General features: G+C 52.8%; 9 protein-coding genes. 8 read left to right on the top strand and 1 reads right to left on the bottom strand.

Translation table 11 applies throughout. The annotated features are described in order from the left end of the window. Positions 1–24: 24 nt before the first annotated feature. Positions 25–3,708: a hypothetical protein gene (locus tag OXG98_03080; protein MCY3770991.1), complete on the top strand. Its 3,684-nt coding sequence runs from the start codon at positions 25–27 to the stop codon at positions 3,706–3,708. Between the two features lie 457 nt (positions 3,709–4,165). Further along, positions 4,166–7,111, top strand: a complete 2,946-nt coding sequence (locus tag OXG98_03075) for an N-6 DNA methylase (protein MCY3770990.1) — start codon at positions 4,166–4,168, stop codon at positions 7,109–7,111. Positions 7,112–7,326: 215 nt separating this feature from the next. Here OXG98_03075 and OXG98_03070 read toward each other — a convergent pair whose 3' ends face one another. Continuing rightward, positions 7,327–7,533: a hypothetical protein gene (locus OXG98_03070; protein ID MCY3770989.1), complete on the bottom strand. Its 207-nt coding sequence runs from the start codon at positions 7,531–7,533 to the stop codon at positions 7,327–7,329. 498 nt (positions 7,534–8,031) lie between these two features. Here OXG98_03070 and OXG98_03065 point away from each other — a divergent pair, with 498 nt between their 5' ends. From OXG98_03065 to OXG98_03040, 6 genes are all read left to right on the top strand, one after another. Beyond that, positions 8,032–8,877: a hypothetical protein gene (locus tag OXG98_03065; protein ID MCY3770988.1), complete on the top strand. Its 846-nt coding sequence runs from the start codon at positions 8,032–8,034 to the stop codon at positions 8,875–8,877. 29 nt (positions 8,878–8,906) lie between these two features. Beyond that, positions 8,907–9,149 (top strand): plasmid stabilization protein, encoded by a 243-nt coding sequence (locus OXG98_03060; protein ID MCY3770987.1) that lies wholly within the window; start codon positions 8,907–8,909, stop codon positions 9,147–9,149. Positions 9,150–9,352: 203 nt separating this feature from the next. Next, positions 9,353–12,505, top strand: a complete 3,153-nt coding sequence (locus OXG98_03055; protein MCY3770986.1) for a type I restriction endonuclease subunit R — start codon at positions 9,353–9,355, stop codon at positions 12,503–12,505. Between the two features lies 1 nt (position 12,506). Further along, entirely contained in the window at positions 12,507–13,229 is a 723-nt protein-coding gene (locus tag OXG98_03050) for a SprT family zinc-dependent metalloprotease (protein MCY3770985.1), read from the top strand. A gap of 58 nt (positions 13,230–13,287) precedes the next feature. Further along, positions 13,288–15,933 (top strand): PD-(D/E)XK nuclease family protein, encoded by a 2,646-nt coding sequence (locus OXG98_03045; GenBank protein MCY3770984.1) that lies wholly within the window; start codon positions 13,288–13,290, stop codon positions 15,931–15,933. Then, positions 15,926–19,333, top strand: coding sequence for a UvrD-helicase domain-containing protein (locus OXG98_03040; GenBank protein ID MCY3770983.1), 3,408 nt, complete (start codon positions 15,926–15,928; stop codon positions 19,331–19,333). The genes OXG98_03045 and OXG98_03040 overlap by 8 nt, the downstream gene beginning before the upstream one ends. The last annotated feature ends 23 nt before the right edge of the window (positions 19,334–19,356 follow it).

Here is a 19,356-nt window from a genome sequence, read left to right as displayed (position 1 = left end):
ACGGACCGATAAACCGGAAAATAGATGATCGCTCTTGACGACCCCGAACTGAAGCCACTTGTGCAGGATCTTCAAAAGTACGACTTACGTCATACATCAAGTCGTCTTGCTAGTCTCCTCACTGTACCATCATTACATGCGAATACTATACGTCTGGAAATCCTCGTTCATCTAGCTGTTCTCCACTGTCGAGGGAAACGGAAACCAACGTTGAATGATGTAGATCGTTGGCTAAACAGATTTCTGGGCGATACTTCTATTGTAATGGCAGAAGACCCGGCCGAAGATGTTTTCATCACGAACGTTAGTACACCAAATGGAAATCGGCGGTTGTTTGAGGGAATCTGGCATTCAAGCGGTTACTTTACACAGACTGTTCTCGATATCATATACCACCATAGAGCATTGCCTGAATATAAGAAAATGCTAGACCCATTATTTGCTTTGCTAGCACTGAGCGAATGTGTCGCAGATAGAGTTGGATTGCAACGGTGGCATACTGAATCATCAACCCCCAAAAGCGTCAGTAGATTATCGCCAGCGATTCGAATTGTCGACAGGGCGAAATCCGTATCATTCACCACAAACGACCTCACTGCACTACAGGTTAGTTCTGTTTTACTGGAACCGTTTATCCTTAAGTCTCACAACAGGAAACTCCTTGATTCCGAGAGATTAGGACATACTTCACTGGAGCGATACCCGCTTTTGCAGTTTGGGAACGAACTGGTACTTGTGTTGCCTCATGCAGTCGGCCCTGCTATCAGGAGATTCCTTTTGGGTCAGTTACAATTGACGGGACTGTTGCCGCACTTCGCACAATTGCTAGCCTCCTATCAGTCCTATCAAATAGAGTCGGAGGGACTAAGCACGCTAGAAAACGTGGATTCTCATCAAGTACCAAGCACAGACACGTCAGATTTGCCTATTCAAGATTGGTTGCTCAAGGTCGACCTGAATCAGGGTCTACATGTAGTCCTCCTTCACTGTAGTGTAGACCCGTTGATTGAAGGACTTGACAGTGTGATTGAGTATGCGAAAGAAACAGAAAAACGCCTGTGGGTATACCTTAATCGAACCGTAGATCATTGCGTGTCTTCACCAGGAGTAGATCGCGGAACAACAATATTGGTCGCAGGTGGATTAGGAGGAAATTGTGGCTTAAGCACTGAAGATTGGCAGGGGCGGTGGAGTCTGACCGTTATACATATTTCAGATTTTCTAATGTTGGTTAATGATCCCGCTCAATCGATTCGAAGGTTTTTGAAATTCATCAAACAGAAAAGATGGGTGGAAGAACAAGGAGTTGAATTTGCAGGCATCAGTGGTGACTACACTTTTTTCTGCTCTTGGTTAAGGTCTAATTTCCAGATAGTACCTCGAGGGCTATCAGTGAGCCTGGGTTCAGTTCTCTTGGTTGATTGTGGTTACCCGATGAATGTACGCGCCAAAGGCAGAAGAACACTCGACCGTCATTTAATCCAATCAACGACAGGAAATTATGTTTACGTCGAAAGACTTGATGCAGATTCATACTTTGATTCCGTTTCAGATCGCCCAGTATATGCCAGCCTTGGACATCTACGATCAGGTGTATTAGCAGGGGCGATTGAAACAGAGCGTGGCCCCAGTTGGTTTAGTTTACGCCTTCGTGAAGAGGGCAATGGATTAAGGGACCATGCTTATCAAATTTGGAATGGCTTTATTGACTTGTTCTTCAGGCTTGTGATTGAATTCGAGTCGCAGGGCAAGGATCTACAGTCCGGTCCAATAGAAGTATGCCTAGATTTAACAGATGTGGACTTACCGAGTGTTAGTGCAGGTATACAGTCGGCGACGGAGTTCATTGAACCAGGAATATCCATAAAGAACCGAACTGTCGTAATAAAGTTTCCGCCGGTTCTCTTGAAGTACTTCCAGCATCCGGAAAACTTCGGCGAACAATATGTTGTCAACTGTATTACGAAAGGCCTTACCAGGCTACATGTGGGATTGGGCACGGACTTCGATGATAGCAAAATCGAGCAGTTAACCAGAATAGTAACTGGTGATGCGGGGATACGGATATTACATGTTTTCACGAGCTATGATTACGTTGAACAACTGCTACAAAAACACAACATGAATCCTGTAATGCTATCACGTGAGGACTTTTCATTTTCAGAACTGAAACTGTCTGAGGGCTGCCTACAAAGTGATAACGTAAGTAATATCGACTCAATAAGCGCATGTAACAAGTTCTTGAATAAGGTCGTTGAAAAGATATGGGATCAGTTGCGATACCAATTAAACTCTCTTGATCGAGCGTCGGTAATACAGGGGATGTTTTTCGTTCATGAAGGTATCCTCCATGACCGAATTCGTTGGCGACGGACGGCAAAAGCAATGCAAGCACTCTATGGATCTGATGATGATGTGCTCCATACCGCACATGAACGCGAGGGAATCAGGAGCATCACTGACTTGGCAACTCGTACCTTACTTGAAATAGCAATCTGTGAATGTCCGGAATCGGGAGGGAATCTCCTATCACAACAGCAAATGGATGAACTCTTAGCAAAGACTGCCCTGATGATGCAAGTCGCATCTCACTCCGACGGATTCAAAAACAAGTTGCTCGATCCTCCAATAGAATTACACCAAAATGGAACTTATTCCATTGAAAGGGATATCATAAGCACTGTAATCGAACCATTTATTAAAGCACACGTTACTGATGGTTTTGAAGAGGATGTTTCCAGATATCCTAACCTGTATCAAAACAGACTATTTGAAAATCCAAAGCCGATAGAGGAACTTTATCCTGAAAGCTTACTTAACGCGTTTGAATCCGAGTTCGACATTTCGTTACGAGATGCCGTTGTGGGAATTGAAGAATTGTTCGAAATGGCAGTCGATTGCGATCAAATCGTTGTCAAGACGACATTGGGTGAAATTAGAAACAGACTTATTACAACAAGGGGCTTTTCCGAGAACGCAACCAATGCGTTCATATCTGCTTTCAGTTTATTCCATAGGCCCAAATGGGATGTAACACCGCCTGGAATGACAAACAGGGATATCCAACCGTGGCGTTACAGTCGTCGAATGTCCGTGGTTTTTAAGCCGATACTTGTTTTTGGAAAACAGGACACGGACGTAGTGATCTTCGGAGTTGGCACCTTACAGTTGGGATTCCGTTATCTACTATACTGTATTGAAAACGGGTATCTACCTCAGGAGTTTTTCAGTTCGGATACGATGAGAAGCTATATCGGCGGAATCACAGACAAGAAAGGTCATGACTTCACAGTCACAGTCGCTGAACATCTGAGTACGAATGGATGGCGAACCAAAACCGAGATTTCGATGACTCAGTTAGGTGCGTCGTCCGACTTAGGGGATATTGATGTCTTGGCATGGAAATCAAATGGAGCAATCTTAATCGTTGAGTGTAAACGATTGAGACTTGCTCGAACAGCCGCCGAGATCAGTGAAATCTGCCGTCGTTTTCGCGGAGAAGCGAAAGATGAACTGTTTAAGCATATGAGAAGGGTAAACTGGATCGAAACCAAGCCCTCAAGCTTGAACACGATCATAGGGTTCCCGGTAAATCCAAATCGAATTGATCAGAGGTTAGTTACAAACGTTCAGGTACCAATGAGATTCCTTTCAGATCTGCCCATACCGAATGATAAAATCGGTCCGTTGGGATCTATCGGATATTAGGATACTCGCCCATTACTCTACGTTCCTCCCAGGGTCGACTGGTCTGCTCGTCCCAAATTCGGCGCGTCGGACCGTCTGGCCTACGACAGCGAGAGAATACCTGACGTCTTCTGAATTCCTTCGAGCATGAGAGCTATCCGCCCCCTTCGCATATCCCGTTCTGGGGTGGTTTGACACCGGCCTCGCACCGGCGTACTAAAGTGTCAACCGCCTCACAAAAACCGCCAAAGCCATGGGCATTGGATATTGATCCGAAAGAGACCGATCACGATGACCGATGTTTCATCGCGGCGAAATCAGTCTGAAACAACCGCGTGAACATTGAAGAGCCGGAGAAATACGAGATTGACAATCGAATCACGACTAAATACATAATGATTAACTGAACTAACTCAACATACGATAAGTAATCGTGGGTTGACTTTTCGATTCAGGATACAAACCCGCAAGGCAAAAGATGGCAACTCAGGTCCTAAGCGAAGTACTTGAAGCCACCGGCTACATGGCGAATGGCGAGCCGGCACCCGGCGTGTACCTTGATGAGAAGGCCCATGCCGAGTGTAAGACTCGGGACTTTATGCCTGACGCCTTTTGGCGTAGCGACTCGGAGCTCACCGTCTATTTCAAGAGCGAAACGGAAGTTCCGCCCGAAAAGGAGATAGCCCGATGGCGCCGGGAGATATGGAATCAGGGATTTTCTCCACTGCTGTGGGTGGTTTCTCCGCAAAGAATTGACCTCTACAACGGTTTTGCTCAACCTCTGAAGACCGGAGACGCTTCCTCTAACCGACTGCGTACGTTTCAGAAGATCGAGAACGAGTTGGATGAGCTTGATGCATTCGCCGGTCGACTTGCGATGGAAACGGGACGGTTCTGGCAACAGGCAGATACCGTAGATCGCAGTGCCAGCGTGGACCGGAAGTTGTTGTCTGACCTCTATGCCCTTGAAGTCGATCTACTAAAGATAGGATTGGACCGTTCTGGTGCTCAGGGACTGATCGGCCGCTCGATTTTTACTCAGTACCTGATTGATCGAAAGATCGTCACGGAACAGAATCTTGAGAAGGATTACGGTCATCAGTCCTTTCCCGCCGTACTGCGTGATCCTCCAGCCACAGCTCGATTGTTCAATTGGCTTCGAGAGGTATTCAATGGCGACATGTTCCCCGAAGAGGGAGATGCTCTGCCTGACACCGAGCATCTCTCAAGGGTGGCGGACTTCCTTGAAGCCATGGACCCCGAGACGGGGCAGATGACGCTCTTTCCTTACCAGTTTGACGTGATACCAGTAGAGTTGATCAGCTCGATCTATGAGCAATTCGCTCATGCAGATCCATCGATTTCCGATACCCGTTCCGGGAAGGATGTCTTCTATACCCGGCTGTCGCTTGTCTCTCTTGTTCTGGATGAGATCACGGAAGGACTCACTGGAGAAGAAACCGTACTTGATCTGACCTGCGGTTCCGGCGTCTTTCTGGTCGAAGCCTTGCGACGACTGGTTGATCTTCGATCGAAAAGAGAAGAACGAAGCCGTGAATTGATCCGTTCCACGTTACACCAACAGGTCTACGGCGTGGACATCAGCGAAGCCGCGGTGCGCGTAGCCGCATTCAGTCTCTATCTGGCGGCCCTGGAACTCGATCCGAACCCAGATCCTCCTCAGACGCTGAAGTTCGAACCGTTGATAGGTAAAACGCTCTTCGTCGGTGATGCGTGGGATGACAAAGTTCTAGCAGATGGACTGTCAGCACCAACCGAAAGAGACGCCTCCCGGAAGTTCGACGTTATCGTCGGTAATCCACCATGGAGCTATCGAGGTCAATCGGCCAGATCGGAACGCCAAGCCCGAGGGAGCGGGAGGACGGCGCTGTCGCCTCGTGGTGAGAGTCTGGATTTCGTGTTTCGAGCGATGGATTTTGCCACTGAGGATACGCGATTTGGCCTGATTTTAAGTGCGGTCCAATTCTTCAGTCTGAGCAGAACCGGCGCATCCGCCTCGCGTCAAATCATTGAAGAATTATCTCCCGTGACGCTGGTCAATCTGTCGAATCAGTCCGATTGGCTGTTTCCAAGAAGCAGTATGCCCGCAGTTGTCCTCTTTGCAAGACACCGGCCCTCACGCCCCGATGCGATCACCGCGGTGCAGGTTCCCTGGTCTCCGGCCGGAACGCAAAGCCACACGTTCGAGATTGCAAGAAGCGATATCATTACGTTGCCGCTGGCCGACTGGCAGAGAAAACCGGAGTTCCTGAAGGCTGCGGTTGTCGGTTTCCGTCGTGATCTGTCCCTGTTGGACAAACTGACGGACAGTCATCCGAAGCTTGGAGACCAGCTTGCCAAGCTCGGTACGGAGTTCAACGTCGGGCTGACTTTCGGAGATAAAAGCCGCGCTGCGCGTTTCCTTCAAGGGCATCCGATCCTGACAGCGGCCGACCTTCGACCGTTCTCCGTCTCGACCGATTTGGGCTTGTTTGAAGACGATAAAGCGCAGTGGCCGCGCAATCCCGACATCTACAAAGCGCCGTTGCTGCTCATCAAGGAGTTCCTGAGACGCGGACCACGCCCGGTCACCGCTGTTGCTGATCAAGATACCATCTTCACGGACGCCTTCTTTGGTGCGACCCTTCCACACGCGGAGCGAGATACTCTTCACCTGCTAGCCACTATTCTGAGTTCGTCGCTCGCATCTTGGTTCTTCCTCATGACGTCATCGACTTTCGGTTTGTGGATGCAACGGATCAAGCTTCGGGACATCGAACGTATGCCGATTCCCGATCTCAAAAAAGCCCGGAACACCGAGAATGGTAGATACCTGGTGCAACTTGCCTGCGATATGCAGGCAGGTTCTCCCTCCGTCTCCGATTGGCAGAATCTTGACGAAGCCGTATTCGACCTATATGAAATGGACGTAGCCGCCCGTGTCGTTGCCCGTGATGGTCTGTCCCGTGCAAGTTGGCAATGGAAGGCAGGCAGGATCGCTTCTGTTGAAGCCGCAAACGTTAGCCAACTTTCGGACTATGCCCACAATTTCGTGGCGGCAATTGGTGTTTGGCTCTCCGTAGCAAACAAACGCCGGATGCGCGCCGAGGTCTTTGAACTTCCGGAACGTGCACCGCTTCGGGTTGTTCGCTTCATTCTTGAAGAGCGTTCAAAATGCCCGGATCTTCCCGAGTTGAAGACTGTTAGAACAGGTGGAGACCTGAAAGACGTTATTGACCGGGTCGGTGAACGCTTGGAAGTTCCCCTAACGACAAACCTGATCGGCCAGCGCGAGCTTCGTGTACACGGTCGCGACGAAGTTGTGATCATCAAGCCTGCCGCCCGGCGGCACTGGATGGGTGTATCGGCCTTGGAAGATGCGGATTCGGTCATTGCCGAAAGTCTCTCCGGTTCCGTTTTATGAGGTTACCATTTGATGTCACGGTCGTCGCCGGTCGTCGGTTCATTAATCTATGGCCTGAAATTGCTACAGCGATCCTGCGTACTGTCGAAGCCGGCTGGACGCTTGCGTTACAGTCGTCTCAACTCAGTACGAGTGCGGGGGAAGTAGAAATCACGGAACGGCTACGCGATGGAATGCGATGTGCGCTGAATTCGGGACGTTTTTCGTGGAGCAAGTTAATGGCAGTTCCGCCCGGAACCGAATCCCGTTCTCGGCCTGAAGTATTCGTACCAGACGGGCGAATCGATATTCCGATTCTGTGGATCGATATCATCCGCTTCGGCGAGCACGACCCACACGCAATCATCGAATGCAAGCGGGTTTCCGGTGGCGATGCTCGCCTGTGCCGTGAGTACGTCGTCGCCGGCATTGATCGTTTCCAAACCGGGCAGTACTCAGAGAACCACTCTGCTGTATTCATGGTTGGATACCTGATCGCCGACAACCCTGAAACCACTGTCGCAGGTATCAACCGCAACTTGAACCACAGGTCACGCTCTGCCGAGAATTTGAGACCGTCAAATCTGACTAGCGAGCCATGGGTTTGGGGGAGTCTCCATCCGAGAACGAATAATAACTCACCGATAGAATTGCATCACGCATTCTTGGCGTTCACGGAGTCGTGACTTCAAAATACTTAGCCTTGATACCCTTCTTCAAAGTTGGTTTCTCGCAGTCTGGTATGGGTAAGATGGTCAACGTGCCATAACCGCGCTATCCTCCGGAAACCTCTGTCGAGATAGCTCTGCTGGACCGATACCACGACAAGCCCCATATTGTCTAGCAAGGCTTTAAACATGAGTTCCTTACAGGCCATGTGCCACTGCTTGATCCAGTGTAAACCGATTTTGGCTTGAAGAGATGGACGGAAGGGACTGTCTATGAACTGGTCGCTTGATTACTACAACCTGATCTGTTTTTGGAATCCGTCGGCTGATATTTTTAAACGTTGGTCGGGGGCATCTACTTTTCCTGCGGAACGTCTAGAATTTGGAGAAAACGTGGATGACCTTTCAGAACTCCCTGCTTTAGTTGTAGCGGAGGTCGCAGGCCCAACAAGTGAACCCCATACCCCCGCCTTTTTTACGCAACTTGAAGACGTTCGAGTTTTAAGTCGCAGTATCAGGTTTTCATACAAACATCTAACCAAGGGACTGAGTTCGGAAGAAGTGTTCGGGAGCGAGTTGTTTGATACTGAGGATTGGGAACGCACGCGAACTCACTGGGCTGTGAAAAGGGGCAACTTGGTATCGAAAGTTTTCGAGCTATTGAAAGATCGTGGCGATCCTGATTTGCCAAAACTGTTCGACGTTAAAACGTGGCCACTCCCGAGATTAGAACAAATCGCTGTCATGATGCCCTTTAAGGACGAGTTCAATCCTGTCTATGATATCATCAAAGCTGTTTGCGAGAAGGTCGGCTATCCTGCCCTGCGCGTAGATGAGATATATGGACCTACCAAAATCGTCGACGACATATTCAACAATATTGTCCAAAGTCGGCTGGTCATCTGCGATCTGACCGGAAGGAATCCAAACGTTCTGTACGAAGCCGGACTGGCGCACGCGCGTGGACGCGACACGGTTCTCATAACACAGAACAGAGAAGACGTGCCTTTTGATCTTCAACAGATTCGTCACATCCATTATTTTCCAAACAGAGAGGGGCTTGAATCGCTAGGTAACGAATTAGAGCAGTCTCTCAACGCCACTCTAAACGAACACTGAGAGGCTCCTTTACAAAAGACGGAGAATCAATGGCAAGCATTACGATTCGCAACTTGAGCGATGACTTAAAACAACGATTGCGTATGCGGGCAGCCGAGCATGGCCGCTCAATGGAGGAGGAAGTTCGGGAGATTTTGAAGGTGGTGCTGACCGAAGACATACCTCCGGTCAATTTGGCACGCGCTATACGTGCTCGCTTTGCTCCTTTGGGTGGTGTGGAGTTTGACGTACCACCCCGAGAACCGATGCGAGACCCCCCGAGTTTCGATTGAATTGCCGCCTGACTGACCTGTCCGACGCCATCATCCGCGACCCGCAACATCGAACTTTTTGAACGTTGCGGTATCAAGTGATCGAACCTCGGTCTGCATGATCATCTGTCCGTGTATGAGTCGAACAGCATCTGAAGGATACAACACCTGACAGATAACAGGCAATCCGTCGTAACGTGTTAAAACACGGGAAACCCCGAGTCATGAGCAAAGTCGGCGAACAGGAGATCCTCACACAGCAGTGTGTTGTGGCGTTATTTGACGATGTGCTCGGCTACGCCTATCTCGGCAACTGGAAGGACCGGCCCGACAACGGCAACATAGAAGAGGGTCTGATCACCGACTGGCTCAAGCGCCAAGGTCACGATGACGGGATTATCGCCAAGACACTGTTTTCTTTTGGCAAGGCGACAGCACTCGGCGGAAGCAGAACACTCTACGATTCCAACCGCGAGACGTATGAAATGCTCCGCTACGGTGTAAAAGTTCAGCCGGAGGTCGGAGAGCAGACCATTACTGTCTGGCTAATCGACTGGGAGAATCCCGAAAACAACGACTTCGCCATCGCCGAAGAGGTGACAGTCGTCGGTGAGCATACACGACGCCCCGATCTTGTACTGTACGTCAACGGCATCGCCATAGGCGTGCTGGAATTGAAGCGATCTATTGTATCGGTAAGCGAGGGCATCCGACAGAATCTGGACAGCCAGAAGAAGGAGTTCATCCGTCCGTTCTTTACGACCGTACAACTGGTTATGGCGGGTAACGAGACGGAAGGACTTCGTTACGGCGCGATAGAGACACCTGAGAAGTACTGGCTGCGTTGGAAGGAACAAGAACCCTCAAACGCCATTGATGACAATCCACTGCTCCAGGAACTCAGTCAACTTTGCGACAAGAAGCGGCTATTGGAGATCGTACACGACTTCATCGTCTTCGACACGGGGAATAAAAAGATATGTCGTCACAATCAGTACTTCGGCGTACGTGCCGCTCAGGAGCGCGTGAACCGGCGCGAAGGAGGCGTCATATGGCACACCCAGGGCAGTGGAAAAAGTCTGACCATGGTCTGGCTGGCGAAGTGGATACGTGAGAACTTAAACGGCGGCGGGCACGTCCTTATCATCACCGACCGCACCGAACTGGACGAGCAGATTGAGAAGGTCTTCAAGGGCGTCAGTGAGGATATCCATCGAACCAAGAGCGGTGCCGATCTAGTGCATGTACTGAACACCGCCAACGAGTGGTTGGTTTGCTCTCTGATCCATAAATTCGGCGCGTCGGAGGAAGGCGATATCGACGCGTTCCTCGAAGATATCCGGAAACACCTTCCCGACGATTTCCGCACAAAGGGCGATATCTTCGTCTTCGTGGACGAGTGTCACCGCACCCAGTCCGGGAAACTCCACGCGGCAATGACCTCCCTGCTGCCGGAAGCAGTGCTGATCGGGTTTACCGGCACTCCGTTGCTTAGAGATGACAAAAGGCGAAGTATTGAGACCTTCGGACCTTACATACACACCTACAAATACGACGAAGCGGTGAACGATGGCGTGGTACTGGATCTGCGCTACGAGGCGCGTGACATAGACCAGAACATCACCTCTCAGGACAAGGTCGATCTGTGGTTCGACGTCAAGACCAAGGGTTTGAGTGATGTGGCGAAGGCCCAGCTCAAGCAACGCTGGGGCACGATGCGTAGGGTGTTGAGTTCACAGGATCGTTTAGAGAAGATCGTGGCGGACATTCTGTTGGACATGGAGACACGCGACCGCCTTAAGAGCGACCGAGGCAACGCTTTGCTCGTCTCAGACAGCATCTACTCTGCCTGTCGCATCTATGAGATGTTTCAGAACCATGGCCTGGAGGGGAAATGCGCCATCGTCACCTCCTACCGGCCGGCCACCGCGGATATCAAAGGGGAGGAGACCGGCGAAGGAGTCACGGAGAGACTGCTCAAGTACAAAGTCTACCGCAAGATGCTCGCGGATCATTTCAACGAGCCCGAAGACTCGGCTATGCAAAAGGCCGACCGATTCGAGCAGGAAGTCAAGAAGCGCTTCATCGAAAGTCCCGGACAGATGAAACTCTTGATCGTGGTGGACAAACTGCTGACCGGTTTCGATGCGCCTCCCGCGACCTGTCTCTACATCGACAAGCATATGCAGGACCATGGGTTGTTCCAGGCGATCTGCCGGGTCAACCGTCTTGACGGTGAGGACAAGGAATACGGGTATATTATCGATTACAAAGACCTCTTCAAATCCCTGGAACAGTCGATCAAAGATTACACCGGTGCAGCATTTGATGGGTACGATGCCGAAGATGTAAAAGGCTTGCTAAAAGACCGACTCCAGCAAGGTCGTGAGCGGTTGGAGGAAGCAAGGGAGGCGATCAAGGCGCTGACGGAACCTGTCGAGCCGCCTCGCGATACTTTCGCGTATATCAAGTACTTCTGTGGTTCGACAAGTAGTGATGCTGAACTACTCAAAGAAAACGAACCGAAACGTATTGCTTTCTATAAACTTACGGCGGCTTTCCTGCGTGCATATGCAAACCTGGCTAACGAGATGCAGGAAGCCGGCTACACCGAGGCAGAGACGGCGAAGATAAAAAACGAAGTGGACCATTTCGAGAAAGCTCGGAAAGTCGTCAAGCTTAACAGCGGAGACTTTGTCGACATGAAGATGTTCGAGCCTGCTATGCGTCACCTGCTCGACACCTATATCCGGGCAGAGGAAAGTGAGCAGGTTTCCACGTTCGACGATATGACTCTGGTAGAACTGATCGTCAGAGATGGTGAAGACGCAGTCGATGCGCTACCTGAATCCATGCGAGAGGACAAAGAAGCCGTAAGTTCGACCATTGAGAATAACGTCCGTCGACTGATCATCGACGAGGCACCGGTCAATCCAAAGTACTATGAGAAAATGTCGCGATTGCTGGACGATCTGATTCGCCAGCGCAAGCAGGAAGCACTGGAATACAAGGAATACCTGGCTCAGATGGTTGAACTGGCAAAAAAAGTAAACAATCCAGCATCCGATACCTCCGCGTCCTATCCTTCGACCATAAACACCTCGGCATTGAGATCTCTATACGACAACCTGGTTGGAGTTCAGGGTCTGAAAGTTGCACAACAAACACCCGACTTCCCGTTTGAATCGACCGAGGATGTTACGGAGGCGAAAGCCTTATCATTGGATAAGACGATAAGGACTGCGAAAATGGATGATTGGCGGGGCAACACGTTGAAGGAACGTAAGATCCGTAATGCCATCAGGTCGGAACTCGACGGCAACGACGTACTCGTAAACGCGATTTTCGAAATCGCAAAACACCAGGACGAATACTGAGTTGAGTGGTCACCTCATCGAAGTACGTGGAACAGCGGTAGAGATCGTCCGCAAGGACATCAAGAACCTCCACCTTGGCGTATATCCTCCGAATGGCAGAGTCCGCGTGGCCGCACCGTTGCATCTAGATGACGATGCCGTCAGGGCGGCGGTTGTCTCCCGTCTGGCATGGATTCGTAAGAAACAGGCCGAATTCGAAAAGCAAGTCCGACAGTCTCAGCGCGAGTTCGTGTCGGGTGAAAGTCATTACTATAGAGGTCGTCGCTACCGACTACAGGCGAGTGAGTTCGATGGTCCATCTGGTGTCCGACTGTTAAACAATACGAGGATGGAGTTATGCTTCCGTCCCAGTGCCGACCGGAAAGCACGGGAAGCTGTACTGCACCGGTGGTATCGGCGCCAACTTCGGAATCAGGTGGTGGCGTTGAAGACCGAATGGGAACATAAAATTGGTGTAACGGTAAACGACATCCGTATCAAGAGGATGAAAACCCTCTGGGGCTCCTGCAACATCGAGACGAAACGTATCTGGTTGAATCTAGAGTTAGCCAAGAAACCAGCATCCTGCCTGGTGTACATCCTCGTGCACGAAATGGTTCACTTGATCGAGCGCAGGCATAACGACCGGTTCAGAGAACTGATGGACAAACATCTTCCCCAGTGGCGATTGTACCGGGACGAATTAAACAGTGCACCTCTCGCGCATGACGATTGGCGTTACTGAGTGATTCTAAGACCGCACTTTCGTTAACTCGCCATCCCCTTCGCATGATCACCCCACCATGACCATCATCACCGCTACCACCCGGCTCTTCCGCGAACTCCGTCAGCAATACAATTGGAAACAAGAAGCGGCGGACCTTCCCTCCTGGCCCTCGGCAGAGATTCTGGAATTATCCGACTGGCTACTAGATTTATGGAAAACCTGGCTGTTCTCCGAACGGGCGGCGGACACAACCAATCGGCTGCTCTGGCCAGCTGAAGAACGGGTGATCTGGGAAGAGATCATTCGATCACAGACCGATATTCTGCCACTGGATATACCCGCTACCGCTAAGGCGGCGCTCAAATCCTGGGAGCTCTTGTGTAGCTGGAATCTGTCGCTTGATGCCACGGAGTGGAAGGACTCGGCGGACTCCCAAGCGTTCTACGGGTGGGCCAGGGAGTTCCATACGCGTTGTCGTGAGAAGGGCTGGTTCTCGAACGCGGAACTATCTTCCGTTGTCGCAGATCTCATTGAGCGGGGTGAAGTCTCGGTCCCTGAAAAAGTCGAGTTCGCGGGATTTCATGAACGGACTCCTGTCCAACAAAGACTGATCGATGTTCTCGCACGCCGCGAAGTGGAAATCCGGGATCGCGAACATCCAGATACTGTTGGCGACGCCGTACGCATTGGTCTGGCCGACGCCGGCCGTGAGATCCGTGCCGCCGCCGAATGGGCGCGCAGAATCCTGGAGGACGTGTCGGAAACTGCGGCTCCAACGTTTCAGATCGGTATCGTCGTTCCCGGTCTGGAGCAGCGCCGGGGCGAGATAGAACGCGTTTTCGGTGAGGTGTTCCATCCCCGCACCCGACTCCAACCGAACCTGGACACAACGCGTCTGTTTAATATCGGAGTCGGACTTCCCGTCGACGAATACCCGATTATCCAGGCAGCATTCCTGATCTTGAGAACGGACCCCCAGGATATCCCGATCGAGCGTGCCGGTCAGATTCTGCGTTCGCCGTTCCTGTACGGCGCCAAGGAAGAGATGACAAGTCGTGCCCTGCTGGATGTAACCTTGCGCTCGCGTCGACAGACTCATGTTTCACTCTGGGAATTCGTCGGGCTGGCCCGAGAAAATGACACCTCGCACCACTGTCCCGAACTCGTGGCCCGGTTCGGACCGTGGACGGACCAATACAGGACCCTGCAGCCTCCGCGTATGCCCAGTGACTGGGCGTCGGTCCTCTCAGGCTTACTGGGTGACATCGGGTGGCCCGGAGATCGAGAGCTCGACAGTATCGAATACCAGACCATGAAAGTCTGGAAAGAGCTTCTATCTGAACTGGCCAGACTCGATAGCGTTTCCGGTCCCGTCCCGCTCGTCGATGCGGTGGATATACTTGAAGATCTTGCTTCATCCAGACTGTTTCAACCGGAGTCATCACCCGCACCGGTTCAGATCTTGGGCGAGTTGGAAACTGCCGGCCTGAGTTTTGACCGGCTCTGGATCATGGGAATGCACGACGGTGCCTGGCCTGCGGTTCCCGCGCCCGATCCGTTCCTTCCGCTTCGTCTGCAACGTCGTTTCGAGTTGCCCCGGTCGACGCCGGCACGGGAACTGGAGTACTACCGGCTGTTCACCGATCGTCTCCTTTCGAGCGCACCGTCTATTGTCGTCAGCTATCCTGAGCGGGAAGACGATTCGGATCTCAGGGTCAGCCCGCTTTTCTTTTCACTGCCCGAGAAACCGGCTGCCGACTTGGGGTTGCTCACATCGTCCAGTTACGCAGATCAACTTCTAAGCATCCCCAGGATGGAAACAATACACGACCACCGTGGACCACCGTGCGACGATGAGGCGCTCAGGGGCGGGACCTCCCTGTTCACGCTTCAGGCGGCCTGTCCGTTCAGGGCCTTTGCTGAATCGCGGCTCGGCGCCAGCACGCCGGATGAGCCGGTACCCGGACTGGACGCCCTCGACCGGGGACGCCTGGTTCACCGCATTCTCGAGCGTGTCTGGGAACGGCTGGGATCCCACCACGGACTGCAATCCGTCTCCGAGGACGAGTTGGCGTATATCATCCGCATAAACGTCAGTTCTGAGATCCTGAATCAGTTGGGCGATTGGGCGGTGCGAAATCCCCGGTTCATAAAGATCGAACAGGCCAGGCTGGAAGGCATTATCAGGAACTGGCTGCGCCTTGAAACGGCGCGGAAGCCGTTCACGATCCTCGAACAGGAAAAATGGCAACGTGTTACAGTAGGTGGTGTTGAGATGACGATCCGAGTCGACCGGGTGGACCGTCTTGAGAACGGTGAAATCGTCATCATCGACTATAAAACAGGATCTTGCAGCCCTTCCGATTGGGAGGGGCCCCGTCCGGATAATCCCCAACTGCCCATCTACGCCGTGGCCACGGACGATGCGGTCGCAGGCGTGTTCTTCGGCAGGGTCACGGCCGGAGATGTGCGTTTTCGAGGCCTGGCCAACGCCACCGGTATCGTTCCCGGTCGCGGTGTTAAGGTCCCCGACGGTGAAACACCGATGGAGGACACGATCAAAGCGTGGAGCGAAGCGCTGGATCGGCTTGGCCGCGACTACAGAGCCGGACGGGCGGAAGTTAATCCCAAGGACCGTAATCAGACCTGTAGATTCTGCGCGTTGCCGTCATTATGTCGGGTAAGCCAGGGATCCGTCGAGTTGGAGGAAGACGATGCCTAACCTCGCAGCAGATCAGGAGCAACGTCAACAGGCTCTCGATCCCACCCGGTCCTTCATCGTGCAGGCGCCCGCGGGATCGGGAAAGACCGAATTGCTCATTCAGCGGTTTCTGACGTTGCTGGCCCGTGTGGATCGGCCCGAGGCCGTCGTCGCTATTACCTTTACACGGAAGGCGGCCGCAGAGATGCGTCACCGGATCTTAGCCGCTCTGAAGCGCGCTGCCGGACCTCAACCTTCGACACCCCATGAGCAGCGCACCTGGCAACTCGCCCGTGATGTCCTGGCTCGAAACAACAGGATGGACTGGCACCTTTCCGATCATCCGACGCGGCTTCGAATACAGACGATCGATTCACTATGCGCCATGCTGGTTCGGCAGATGCCTTGGATTTCCCGCATGGGGGCTGCGCTGCAGCCGATCGATAATGCTGGTTACCTGTATGATCGGGCGGCCCGCCTGACATTGATCTCCTTGGATTCAGAGGGGACGTCCGCCGAAGTTTCGGAGGCTTTGTCAAAACTACTGGCTCATCTGGACAATAACGTCGGACGGATCGAGGAGCTATTGAGCGTTATGCTCAGGACCCGCGACCAATGGATGCGCTATGTGGGCAGAAAGGCTGAGTCCGAAACGCTGCGGGCGGAACTGGAGTCCTCCATCAGGCAGATAATCGCAGATGCCTTGGAAGAGGTCAATGCGGCATTCCCCGCACAATACAGGAACGAGACGGTCGAACTTGCTCGTTTCGCGGCCGGGAATCTTCGGGACGCGGGCCAAGCAGACAGTAATGCGATCGGCCAAAGGTCCGTTCTGGAAGCCTGTTATGATCTCCAGCGTTTCCCGGATGCCTCCGTTGATTCGCTGCCGGTCTGGCTGGGACTCGCGGAGATGTTCCTGACTGCAAAGGGGGAAAGACGCCAGAGGCTTACCGTGAAGGAAGGTTTTCCGTCCACCGGCGATGGCCGGGCCGCCAAAGACCGTTTCGCCAATATCGAACTAGACGAGGTCTGCATCGCTTCATTGTACAAGGTACGATCGCTGCCTCCGCCGGACTTTGAAGAACCACAGTGGGACATATTGAATGCCCTGATGCTATTACTGCCTTTAGCCGTAGACCAGCTTAGGACAGTGTTTCAGGAAGAAGGCCATGTCGACTTCACGGAGATGGCGATTGGCGCACGAAACGCCCTGGGACCGGATACGGAGCCTACCGACCTGTCCAATGCGCTGGACTGTCAGATCCAGCATTTACTAATCGATGAATTCCAGGATACGTCCCAGAGCCAGTTTGATTTGCTTTCCAGGCTCATCAGGGACTGGCGGCCCGGCGATGAGCGAACGTTGTTCTTGGTCGGCGATCCGATGCAGTCTATCTACGCCTTTCGCGAAGCCGAGGTGGGACTTTTTCTACAGGCCCAGACGAACGGGATTGGCACCATCCGGCTGACACCGCTCACTCTGTCGGTTAATTTCCGCTCGTTCGCGGGAATCGTGGACTGGGTGAATCGCGCGCTGAGCGACGCGTTCCCAGACACCGAGGACTTCCTCACCGGCGCTGTGGCGTACGAACCTGCTTCAGCGTTCAAGGGCCATAGTTCCGATAGCACCGTTTGCATACATCCTTATATCGGGCAAGACCCCGAGGCTGAAGCCGAACGAGTCGTGAAGATCATCGACGAAGTCCAGGAGAAGTGGCCGGACGAGACCATCGCCGTGCTGGTCCTGGCCCGCAGTCACCTTCTCAGTATTGTCTCCGTCCTTCACCGGAACGGTAAGAGGTTCCGCGCCGTGGAGATCGACGCCCTGGGTGAGCGGCCGGTGGTGCAGGACCTGATGGCGCTCACGCAGGCACTCCTTCATGCGGGCAATCGCTTGGCCTGGCTGTCGATTCTCCGAGCACCGTGGTGCGGTCTTATGCTCGCAGACTTGGAAGTACTAGCCGGCGGTGAAACCCCGGGAGCCGTCTGGGACCTGCTTCGGGATCAAGACAGGCAGGAGCGTCTGACTCCCGACGGTCGGGCGCGCGTTCGCCGCATAATCCCGACTCTTGACGAGGCTTTCGCCCTGCGAGGCAAGTTGCCGCTCCGCCGATTGGTGGAAGGAGTATGGACCAAGCTGGGCGGCCCGGCAGGCTTGGAATCCAGGACGGACCTCGAAGATGCCTCAGCCTACTTGGACCTCTTAGAGCAGGCGCAGGACGGATTGGGAATATCGAACGAGAAGAAATTCGCTGAAGACGTCGCCCGGCTTTTCGCAGGTTCAGACGTCGAGGCCAGTGGAAACTTGGAGTTGATGACGATTCACAAGGCCAAGGGACTCGAGTACGACACGGTCATACTACCAAGTCTGGGCCGAATTACGCGACCGGACGATCCGCGACTACTTTTATGGCGCGAATACATGGATGGCGATCGATCCCGCCTTTTGCTGGCGCCCATACCTGGAGTCGGAGGCGACGACGATCCTCTCTACACGAACCTACGGAGCATTAACACGAAAAAACAGGCCCACGAAAGAACTCGCCTACTCTATGTGGCTACCACAAGGGCCCGGAAGTGCCTGCATCTGCTGGGACACGCTAACCTCGATCGTGAAGATGAGTCGCTGAAAGCTCCTGATTCCCGTTGCCTGTTGTCGGAAGTATGGAATACGGTCGAGCCTGAATTCTTGGCTGCTTGGGATGCTCGCAATGAGACTGAGGAGCATCAAGAGAGTGACGGGGAGAGCGACGAAGACATTGCAAAGGTTTACGGTATTCCCCTCAGGCGACTGGTCGCGGACTGGACACCGCTGCCGTTACCGCCTGATATCGACATGAAACCGCGCCACCAGCCGGCTGAGATCGAAGACGACGACGCCCATAATCCAACCTTCGAGTGGGCTGGTGACATGCAGCGGCGGGTGGGCACCGTCGTGCACCACATGCTTCAGCGGTTGCAGGTCCCGAATCGCCTAGACTTCAACGAGGAAACGCTCCGTACTGCGCTCCGGTACGAGGGGCTAGACGGCGACAATCTTGACGAGGCGGTGTTCCGGGCAGTGACTGCCCTCAACAATACCATCCAGGACGACCGCGGCCGTTGGATACTATCCCGCCACGAAAACGACAAAAGGGAGTACAGGCTATCAACAGTATTAGAAGGTCGGTTTCAAAGTTACGTCTTGGACAGGACCTTCGTAGACGACGGTAGACGATGGATCATCGACTACAAAACGAGTGCCCACGAAGGTGGGGACATGGAAGGGTTTCTAGATAATGAGCAGGAGCGATACCGCACACAACTTGAAAACTATGCACGCCTGATGCGATCCAGGGATTCCCGGCCTATAACCCTAGGGCTGTATTTCCCTCTGCTGCAGGGGTGGAGGGAGTGGGAGTTTGGGGGGGATGGGAAGTGAGGTGCAGCTACGCGAGAGAACCT

The sequence above is a fragment of the Gemmatimonadota bacterium genome (genome assembly GCA_026706345.1).
Taxonomy (GTDB): domain Bacteria; phylum JAAXHH01; class JAAXHH01; order JAAXHH01; family JAAXHH01; genus JAAXHH01.
Note: the sequence above shows the minus strand (reverse complement) of the source record. Positions and strands in the feature narration are given on the sequence as shown.